Annotated in this window: 10 protein-coding genes and 2 rRNA genes; 10 read left to right on the top strand and 2 right to left on the bottom strand. The window is 43.0% G+C overall.

The features are described 5' to 3' along the window. Positions 1 to 31 precede the first annotated feature (31 nt). The 3 genes from MAGTDC_RS00670 (at position 32) to MAGTDC_RS00665 (ending at position 926) form a co-directional block, all read left to right on the top strand. Positions 32 to 403: a hypothetical protein gene (locus MAGTDC_RS00670; protein WP_192572939.1), complete on the top strand. Its 372-nt coding sequence runs from the start codon at positions 32 to 34 to the stop codon at positions 401 to 403. A 1-nt stretch (position 404) separates the two neighbouring features. Continuing rightward, a complete protein-coding gene (locus tag MAGTDC_RS04190) occupies positions 405 to 557 on the top strand; it encodes a hypothetical protein (RefSeq protein WP_192572938.1) in 153 nt (50 codons plus the stop codon). A 123-nt stretch (positions 558 to 680) separates the two neighbouring features. Beyond that, positions 681 to 926 (top strand): hypothetical protein, encoded by a 246-nt coding sequence (locus MAGTDC_RS00665; protein ID WP_146656600.1) that lies wholly within the window; start codon positions 681 to 683, stop codon positions 924 to 926. Here the strand turns inward: MAGTDC_RS00665 and MAGTDC_RS00660 are convergent. Beyond that, positions 923 to 3620, bottom strand: a 23S ribosomal RNA gene (locus tag MAGTDC_RS00660). The two genes, MAGTDC_RS00665 and MAGTDC_RS00660, sit on opposite strands and share 4 nt — an antisense overlap. A 156-nt stretch (positions 3621 to 3776) precedes the next feature. Beyond that, positions 3777 to 5301: ribosomal RNA gene (locus MAGTDC_RS00655) — 16S ribosomal RNA — on the bottom strand. Together the 16S and 23S rRNA genes form the textbook arrangement of a ribosomal RNA operon. A 437-nt stretch (positions 5302 to 5738) precedes the next feature. Between MAGTDC_RS00655 and MAGTDC_RS00650 the strand changes: the two genes are divergently transcribed. The 7 genes from MAGTDC_RS00650 (at position 5739) to MAGTDC_RS06135 (ending at position 8703) form a co-directional block, all read left to right on the top strand. Further along, complete coding sequence (locus tag MAGTDC_RS00650; protein WP_146656599.1) at positions 5739 to 5954, top strand: hypothetical protein; 216 nt, start codon at positions 5739 to 5741, stop codon at positions 5952 to 5954. Positions 5955 to 5977: 23 nt separating this feature from the next. Further along, a complete protein-coding gene (locus MAGTDC_RS00645) occupies positions 5978 to 6346 on the top strand; it encodes a hypothetical protein (protein WP_146656598.1) in 369 nt (122 codons plus the stop codon). Between the two features lie 85 nt (positions 6347 to 6431). Then, positions 6432 to 6569, top strand: coding sequence for a hypothetical protein (locus MAGTDC_RS04185; RefSeq protein WP_192572943.1), 138 nt, complete (start codon positions 6432 to 6434; stop codon positions 6567 to 6569). Positions 6570 to 6651: 82 nt separating this feature from the next. Beyond that, entirely contained in the window at positions 6652 to 6855 is a 204-nt protein-coding gene (locus MAGTDC_RS00640) for a hypothetical protein (RefSeq protein WP_146656597.1), read from the top strand. Positions 6856 to 7241: 386 nt separating this feature from the next. Continuing rightward, on the top strand, positions 7242 to 7418 hold the full coding sequence (locus MAGTDC_RS04180; protein ID WP_192572942.1) for a hypothetical protein: 177 nt from the start codon (positions 7242 to 7244) through the stop codon (positions 7416 to 7418). 591 nt (positions 7419 to 8009) lie between these two features. Beyond that, positions 8010 to 8177 (top strand): hypothetical protein, encoded by a 168-nt coding sequence (locus MAGTDC_RS04175; protein ID WP_192572941.1) that lies wholly within the window; start codon positions 8010 to 8012, stop codon positions 8175 to 8177. After that, positions 8143 to 8703: a hypothetical protein gene (locus MAGTDC_RS06135; RefSeq protein WP_278046859.1), complete on the top strand. Its 561-nt coding sequence runs from the start codon at positions 8143 to 8145 to the stop codon at positions 8701 to 8703. Before MAGTDC_RS04175 ends, MAGTDC_RS06135 begins: the two co-directional genes overlap by 35 nt. Positions 8704 to 8803 lie beyond the last annotated feature (100 nt).

Genomic DNA, 8803 nt, shown 5'->3' with positions numbered 1-8803 from the left:
ATTTTAGGATAGAAGAGCCGATAGAGCCGTGTTGTACATTTGGTTGCTTGAATTTGATCGAACGTTGGCAGATTCGCAGTCGAAGGTGGTCTTGGTGTTGTTGATGGCAACTTGTTCGAAGGCAACAAAGATGCTGGAGTTATCAGGTAGGGGTTGGAGTGAGAGCAGGATGGCTTGAGCTTTCAGTATTGCTTGAGAGACTGGAGATTGTGTTAAACCAAGGTTCAGGTTAGTTAAATACTTGATTTGCTCGTTTAATAACAGAGATTCTAATCAAACATTGAGGTTTGGATGGGTCTCGATCGGTAAAGAGACTTCTGTACTTGTTTTATATGAGTTAGTTTGAAGTTCCTCTGAGACTGGAGGTTGGTTTATAATTTGAATAGTGAATGTTGTTCTATAACTTGCGGTTACTATCATGTCGTTCCGATGGGAGTTGATGGTGACTGGACGTTGTGGTGGCTGTCAGTAATTCACTTTGTAGTAATCGAACGGATGTTTGATCTGAACTCGTTTCCTTAATGGAAGCCGAGTTTAACTGACTAATCGATGGATAGTGTTAGATAGAGGATGAAGGACAACCCTGATGGGGTTGATTGATATGAGGAAGAATGGTCTTTGACCTGTGTTAGTTAACCGAGATTGGAGTTGAACGGATTAAAAGAGATTAAAAAGAGACGATGCGTTGGAATCATGTGTTGGGGTTGGGAGATTTGAGGTTGTTAGGTCATGAGATGGGATTGGTTTCAAGTTGTGTTCACTTGGTTGGATCTGACGATGGAATTAGATGTTGGTTTGATTATTCGGATGGAATCTGATGGTATTGAGTACTCCTTTCAGGAGATCGGAGGCTTGATAACTGTAAGGTTTACACATACACTCTATTAGACGGAGGTTGCTTACAGTTTAGGTTAACATTTTGTTAGTCATAGTTTTCGGGATATTAGTATCAGTCAGCTGAGCATGTTACCATGCTTACACATCTGACCTATCAACGTGATGGTCTGTCACGACCCTTAATAGAACGTTTGTTTTTGGGTTGGCTTCCGGCTTAGATGCATTCAGCTGTTATCCGTTCCATACTTAGCCATCCTGCCATGCCATTTGGTCATGACAACAGGGAGACCAGAGGTATGTCCATCTCGATCCTCTCGTACTGGAGACAGATCCCATCAACAGTTCTTATACCCACGGCAGATAGGGACCGAACTGTCTTGCGACGTTCTGAACCCAACTCACGTACCGCTTTAAATGGCGAACAGCCATACCCTTGGGACCTTGTTCAGCCCCAGGATGCGATGAGTCGACATCGAGGTGCCAAGCAGCTCCGTCGATAAGAACTCTTGGGAGCTATTAGCCTGTTATCCCCGGCGTACCTTTTATCCGTTAAGCAATAACCCTTCCACATGGTGTTATTGGATCACTATGACCGACTTTCGTCTCTGCTTGACATGTCTGTCTCGCAGTCTAAGCAGGCATATGCCATTGTACTCTACTGACGATTTCCAAACGTCATGAGCCTACCTTATGTACACCTCTGTTACCTTTTAGGAGGAGACCGTCCCAGTCAAACTACCCGCCTTGCATGGTCTTGCGTTAAGATTGGCTTACAGCAATGAGATGTCATTTGTCAACAGGATGTTGTTTCATTGACAGTTTACGTTGGGCTAACGGCCAACGGTCATCACTTACCATCTACACTGTACAATTGATCAAAATCCATCAATACAAGGTTGCAGTAAAGGTGCACGGGGTCTTTCCGTCTTGCCGCAGGTACCTCGCATCTTCACGAGGATTTCAATTTCACTGAGCTTGTGCTGGAGACAGCAGGGAAGTCGTTACGCCATTCATGCTGGTCGGAACTTACCCGACAAGGGGTTTCGCTACCTTTGGACCGTTATAGTTACGGCCGCCGTTTACTGAAACTTAGACCGGATGCTTCGAACATTCGGTTTTCGCTGGTCAGCACCGGGCAGGCGTCAGACTCTATACTTCATCTTACGATTTGGCAGAGTCCTGTGTTTTTGGTAAACAGTCGCTTCCCTCAATTTTGTTACACCTGATTTTGGTTACCCATATCAGGTCATGTTTCTTCCGAAGTTACACATGCAGTTTGCCGAGTTCCTTCAGCACAATTATCTCATACACCTTGGTATACTCTACCTGATCACCTGTGTCAGTTTTTGGTACGAACAACGTCCACAAGCTGTTTCTTGTTAATTCTAACATGCCATGTCAATCCGTTAAGATAAAACATGGTTCGAATTAAGTCACTTGCGTAAGGCTCACGAATATTAACGTGATTGCCATCGGCTATGCGTTTCCGCTTTACCTTAGGGATCGGCTAACCCTGTTCAGATCGACTTTAAACAGGAAACCTTAATCATTCGGTGTGAAAGGTTCTCTTCTTTCAATTATCGTTACTCATGTCAACATTCTCGCTTCCGATACCTCCAACAACCCTTACGGGTTGCCTTCCATGGCCTACGGAATGCTCTGCTACTGCGTTGCTCGATTGGCAACGCCCTTGACTTCGGTACCAGAACTTAGTCCCGTTACATTTTCGATACAGATCATTCGTTAATCAGTGAGCTGTTACGCTTTCCTCAGATGATGGCCGCTTCTAAGCCTACATCCTGATCGACATTGAACAACTGCCATCTTTTTCACTTAGATCAGATTTAAGGACCTTATTCCAAGGTCTGGGTTGTTACCCTCTCCACCATGGACGTTATGCTCATGGTGTGATTATTAACTATTGATTCATCAGTAGTATTCGAAGTTTGTTTAGACTTAACATAATTCTCGTTATGCCTGTCAATTCAGAGCTCTACCCCTACCTGAGATACAGCTAATGACCTACCTACATAGGTTTCGCAGAGAACCAGCTATCTCCGAGTTTGATTGGCCTTTCACCCCTAACCACAGGTCATCCCAACGTTTTGCAACACGTACGGGTTCGATCCTTCGGATGATGTTTATCAACCTTCAATCTGCCCATGGTTAGATCACTCGGTTTCGGGTTTGAAGCTGCAAACTTGTTGTTTGCCCTTTGCGGACTCGTTTTCACTTCGCTTTTGTATTAACTTTAAGCTTCGCTTGCAACAGCAACTCGTTGACCCATTATACAAAAGGTACGTCGTCAGGTCTTTGGACCCTCCGACTGCTTGTTAGCATCCGGTTTCAGGATCTGTTTCACTATCCTGTTCGGACATCTGTTTCACCGTTCCCTCACGGTACTAGTTCACTATCGGTTGTGTCCATATATTTTGGCTTAGAAGGTGGTCCTCCTATCTTCGGACGAGCTTCATGGTATCTCGTTCTACTTTATTTCGATGATTGATTAGATGTTTATGAGACTCTCACTCATGGTTGTTACCTCTTCCAAAGTAATAACACTATCACATCATCATAATAGCCAAGGTTTGGGTTCGCTCTCTGCTACTAACAAAATATCCTAGATATATCTTCCTATAGGTACTAAGATGTTTCAGTTCCCTACGTCCAAGCTTCGATGTGGAGATGTTACTCCTACCAAAGAAGCATCACGAGTTCATTTTCTTCCGTCATGACTTCCTGATGGACACACCTAGGCATCCACCGGATGCATTACTATCATTTATATCATATCAAAACCACATTGTCATGTGGAACCGCAACAAAGTTACCTTTGAGCTTACAAATGGTTTAATTACTTTAGCAACAACATCAGATTGGTATCCGATATCTTACCATATCCTATTAAAATGTGTCTTCAGTCTAAACTTCAGACCTTTATTTTATCTGTTTCAGCCACAGGTTCACCTACGGCTACCTTGTTACGACTTCACCTCGGTCATCAACGTTGTCGACGTCCATATCTGAATGGACTTGAAACAAAAATGACTCCCATGGTGTGACGGGCGGTGTGTACAAGACCCGAGAACGTATTCACCGTGGCATGCTGATCCACGATTACTAGCGATTCCTACTTCATGTACTCGGGTTGCAGAGTACAATCCGGACTGAGATAGGTTTTAATGAGATTAGCTCCACCTCGCGGTATTGCGACTCTTTGTACCTACCATTGTAGCACGTGTGTGGCCCAGCCCATAAGGGCCATGATGACTTGTTGTGGTCCTCACCTTCCTCCAACTTACGTTGGCAGTCTCCATAGAGAGCCACTCATTACTTGTTTTCGGCAACTATGGATGAGGGTTATGCTCGTTATGGAACTTAACCATACATCTCACGACACGAGCTGACAACAGCCATGCAGCACCTGTTCCAAGTTGTTCAACGGGTCTTAGCCATTGAATTGGCATCCTGTTTCCAGGATGTTAAATCTTGGTATGTCAAGGGCTGGTAAGGTTCTTCGTGTAGCTTCGAATTAAACCACATGCTCCACCGCTTGTGCGGGTCTCCGTCAATTCCTTTGAGTTTTAACCTTGCGGTCGTAATCCCCAGGCGGAGTGCTTAACACGTTAGTTGTACAATCAACGAAAATATGGTTTGACATATGTCGTTTAACTGTTAGCTCTCAACGTTTAGGGCATGGACTACCAGGGTATCTAATCCTGTTTGCTCCCCATGCTTTCGCACCTTCAGTGTCAACTTAGCATGATGATCTGCCTTCGCCTTTGGTACTCCTCCAAATATCAACGAATTTCACCTCTACACTTGGAATTATGATCACCTCCACCAAGTTCTAAGCAACACAGTATTAATAACCGTGATGGAATTAAGTTCCAAGATTTGGTTGTTAACTTATGAAGCAACCTGAGTGCCCTTTACGCCCAATAAAACTGAACAACACTCGCTCCCCTCGTATTACCGCGGCTGCTGGCACGAAGTTGGCCGGAGCTTTATTTAACTAACGTTATCACTATTAATCATTAGTCTAAGAGTTTTACAGTCCATTGGACCTTCAGGTCACTCATGCGGCATGGCTGGATCAGGCTTACGCCCATTGTCCAATATTCCTCACTGCTGCCCTCCTAAGAGGGTTGGGCCTTGTCTCAGTCCCAATGTGGCTGTTCGTCCTCCCAGACCAGCTATAGATCTTGGCCTTGGTAGGCTTTTACCCCACCAACTAGCTAATCTACCGTAAGCTCATCTTGTTCCGATTGAAATCTTTACCTGTTGCAGGAATCATACGGTATTACCTCAAGTTTCCTTAAGCTATCCCGTTGAACAAGGTAGATTCTCACGTGTTACTCACCCGTTCGCCGCTAACAACCTGTTTGAGGTTGTCCGCTCGACTTGCATGTGTTAGGCCTGCCGCCAGCATTCGTTCTGAGCCAGGATCAAGCTCGATTCAAAAAACCACCACACAATGGTGGTGTATACCTTTCCACTGCAGCATCTAGGCCACGAACAACATTCATACATAATAATAACAAAGATAAAAAAAACAGGTGATCGGTGTTCGACCTTCAGGTATATATGATATACTTCGAGTAAACGTCAAGTTTTTAAACATGATAATATCTTTTAAAACAGTTTAGATTACAGGGATGGTGTGGTCGTTGGCTTAGATCCTTGGTTGGACGGCCAAGATGTTACGAACCAACATAGAGACCAGAGACTGGACGTTGTTGCGGCAATGGTACGTTTGTTCGATAGGGAATAGGTTTTAATCCTTCAAACGGCTAGAACAGACTTGGTTTCACTTGTTCACTGGTTGGAACCTCCTTCGGAGGATTATAGAGTTCTTCTCATCTTTCTGATGAGAGCGGCCTCATTGATCCTAGATCGAGATGATTGGTTGTTCTCAATGAATCAAGATTACTATGGGATGTTATCGGATTGGATGGTGTAATGTTCCGAAGAAAGAGAATTTCAAATGTTCTTACTACCCATCATCTGATGGTGGAAACACCGATCGTGCTGTTGATGGACGGAGAATGGCAGATGGTAAGCCAACGTTTGAAGGGTGAATCAGATATTTTAGTACCAACGTTGTTATCAAATAGATATAGAATTGGAGATTATAGTGATGAAAGGTACTATTGAGGTAGGTACGTTGGATAGAGAGATATGGTCATTGGTAATGCCTAGGATAGTAGGAGGTCGGAGGTTGGTGTATAGTCATGATCGATGTTGGGTCGGATGGGACCATCAGGTCGAATCCCTCATCTGATGCACCCTTCGTTGAGGGTGATCATCGGGATTCGGGTTGTTTATTCCCCTCCTTAATGGTCGGGGAGATATGATAATGTTTGATCCTTCGGATCTAGACCTCGATGAATGGTTGTGTGGAGGTTCGGCCCCATGGAGAGGGGCATCAGAACATGAAGATCAAATTAAAGTATGGCTTAAGGTTAATGATCAACAGCAACAACAAAAGGTTTGAGGTTGGGATTAAGATGTGTTGGGAGGTTGGATGGGGTCGGATCCTTGATCGGTTGAGATGTTGATGGTGATCCATCAGATGTAGAATTAGTTAAGAGTTGGTAGAGATTAATCAGCTCACTGGCATGCCAACGATGTCATGGGCGTTGGCTTGTGTTTATTTGTTGGTATCAATGGACGGGAAGATTGGCTTGGAAGCCAATAGAGGATCGGTAATGTTGATAGATATTGAATAGAGATCTGGTTGGGGGTCAACTACGTTGACTTGGCTGATAATCTGGTTCCGATACGTGGAGGTCGGATGTTGTTATAACAAAATTGTATCGGTCTGAGACGGTTGTTACCGGATGCCAACGTTCGAAGTTGGCTTGTTGGTTGTGAGGAGATAGGAGGTTAAGAGATAGATCATTAGAGATGATTACTATGAAGGGTGGTGATGGATCGAATGATGATCGATCGATGCCAAACACCAATGATAATTGTCGATCTATCGACCTCTGGTCGTTGTTAACGTTTTATTAGAGATAGAATAGTCAACATCAGGTTAACATTGAACAACAGATACCTCAGAGGATAACTAAAATTAGATTCGATCTCTTAGTGAGGTGGTTGTTTCCGAATCGAGAACATACCAGTTGATTTAAATCTGCCATTCTAGACGTTAGGAGTTTTTTACTTGATCTTATAAGATCGATGATCTTGAGACTATCGGAGTCTAAATGTTTGAAGATTAACGTTTTGAGGTCTTTGATAAAGTTATTTTGTATCACTATGTTGTATCAGTGTTGGTTATAATAGGATGGAGATGGGTGGGCTGTTGGTTACAACGTTTGGTCCGAGATTGGGGTTAATGGGGTTGTAGTGATAAGTTATCATGGTTCGTTGGGATTGAAATATATGAATGAAACATGAATGTTAGATGTTGGGGTGAGAAGGGATGGATTGGGTTGATTATTCATGTTTGTTGTTGTTTTATGGGATCAAGTGCCACTTTGTTGAGAAGATGGATTAATTTGGGAGATAATTGGTGTAAGGTTGGTATTAGAGTCTCGATGAGAGAGGGAAGGGGTAATGTGGTTGTTTAAAGGTAGAATCAATCCTTGATGGATTATTTATTATTTTGTTGTTAAATGCCGATAGCAGATGAATAACATCATTTTGTTGTGGATTTTGTTAATAACAATGGATGTTTAGGTTGGATTGGATTAATGTTGGGATTTTTAATCCTATTGAAGGTAGATTAGAATTGATGGTGGTTGTTGTTAGATCTTGATTGGTTGTTAATATCGAATAGATATTCTCGATGAGATATGGTCTAGATGGGTAGATAAAGGGATCGTTGGTAAGATGGATCAACAACCTCCGTTTGATGGAGTATCCTGAGGATTTTGTTGTTAAGATCCGGTCATATTAGTGGGTATGGATGTTAGTAACAGATGGATTATGCCATGAGGTTGAGAGGATTAGAGATGGATGATCAGGTTGTTAGGATGTTGGGTTTGAGAAATTAGGAAGCAAGCTGGAGGCTTGCCCATTTTGAAGAAATATGGTACATTAACAGGATAAACATCAGCTAGATCTAAGACTTTCATCTTGATGTTGGTTTCGATCGGATAAGGGAGAGGCATGTTGCCGCTCATTGATAAGAGGACTTACGTCTAACATTTCTGATAATGTTGGTAGTTCATGGGAAGGTATGGATCGGAAGACGGAATGTAAAGGACTTAGTCTTGAGTAAGAATGATGTCATGCCAACGAGAAGAGGGATCGGGATCAGTTATCGTGATGTAACAACGGTTCAGCCAGTGTTTGGCATGGCTGGGTGTTATACCAAATTTTGTTAAGTTCAGAGGTATTTGATGGTTGAGAGATCAGCTCGATGGTATGTTTATATTTCTTTTAGATAGGCCGGATGTTAGGGCTTGGATGTTATCGGTGAGGTTCCTCATTCAGGACTTGAATGGAGGTTACGGACCTCGGTCATGGCTTGGGCCATGGCTGTTAGATCAGTTATTGAACAGGTTGGCAGATATGTTGAGGTTTTGGTATGCAGATATACGTTTGGAGATGTATGGTTTGTTTGTTAGGATCAAACCGCAAGAAGGACCTCTTAGGGAGGTGGTTGTTGCCATAGTTATCAGATCACATTGAAATAATGGGGATGGCAATGATTTTGTTGTAACTTGGGTTACTATGTGTAAGATATCAGCTAACAATGGGGTATCAGACTTAGTCTGCTATTCGTTTGGAGAAGTGCCAATCTGTTATGGTTGAACATGAAACTGGGTTGGCAACTATGAGGTTTGGTCTGTAATCCATGACCTTGACTACTATTTCGGCTATATCTTCCCAACCTGAGGACGGATGTAGGCCATAAGATAGTGTTCTGAAGGTTTTATTTGATATTGTGATGGTTGAATCATTAGTGGAACTACTACCGAACTTTGTATCCAAACCAAGGATGATAATC

This window comes from Candidatus Hodgkinia cicadicola, from assembly GCF_002774925.1.
Note: the sequence above shows the minus strand (reverse complement) of the source record. Positions and strands in the feature narration are given on the sequence as shown.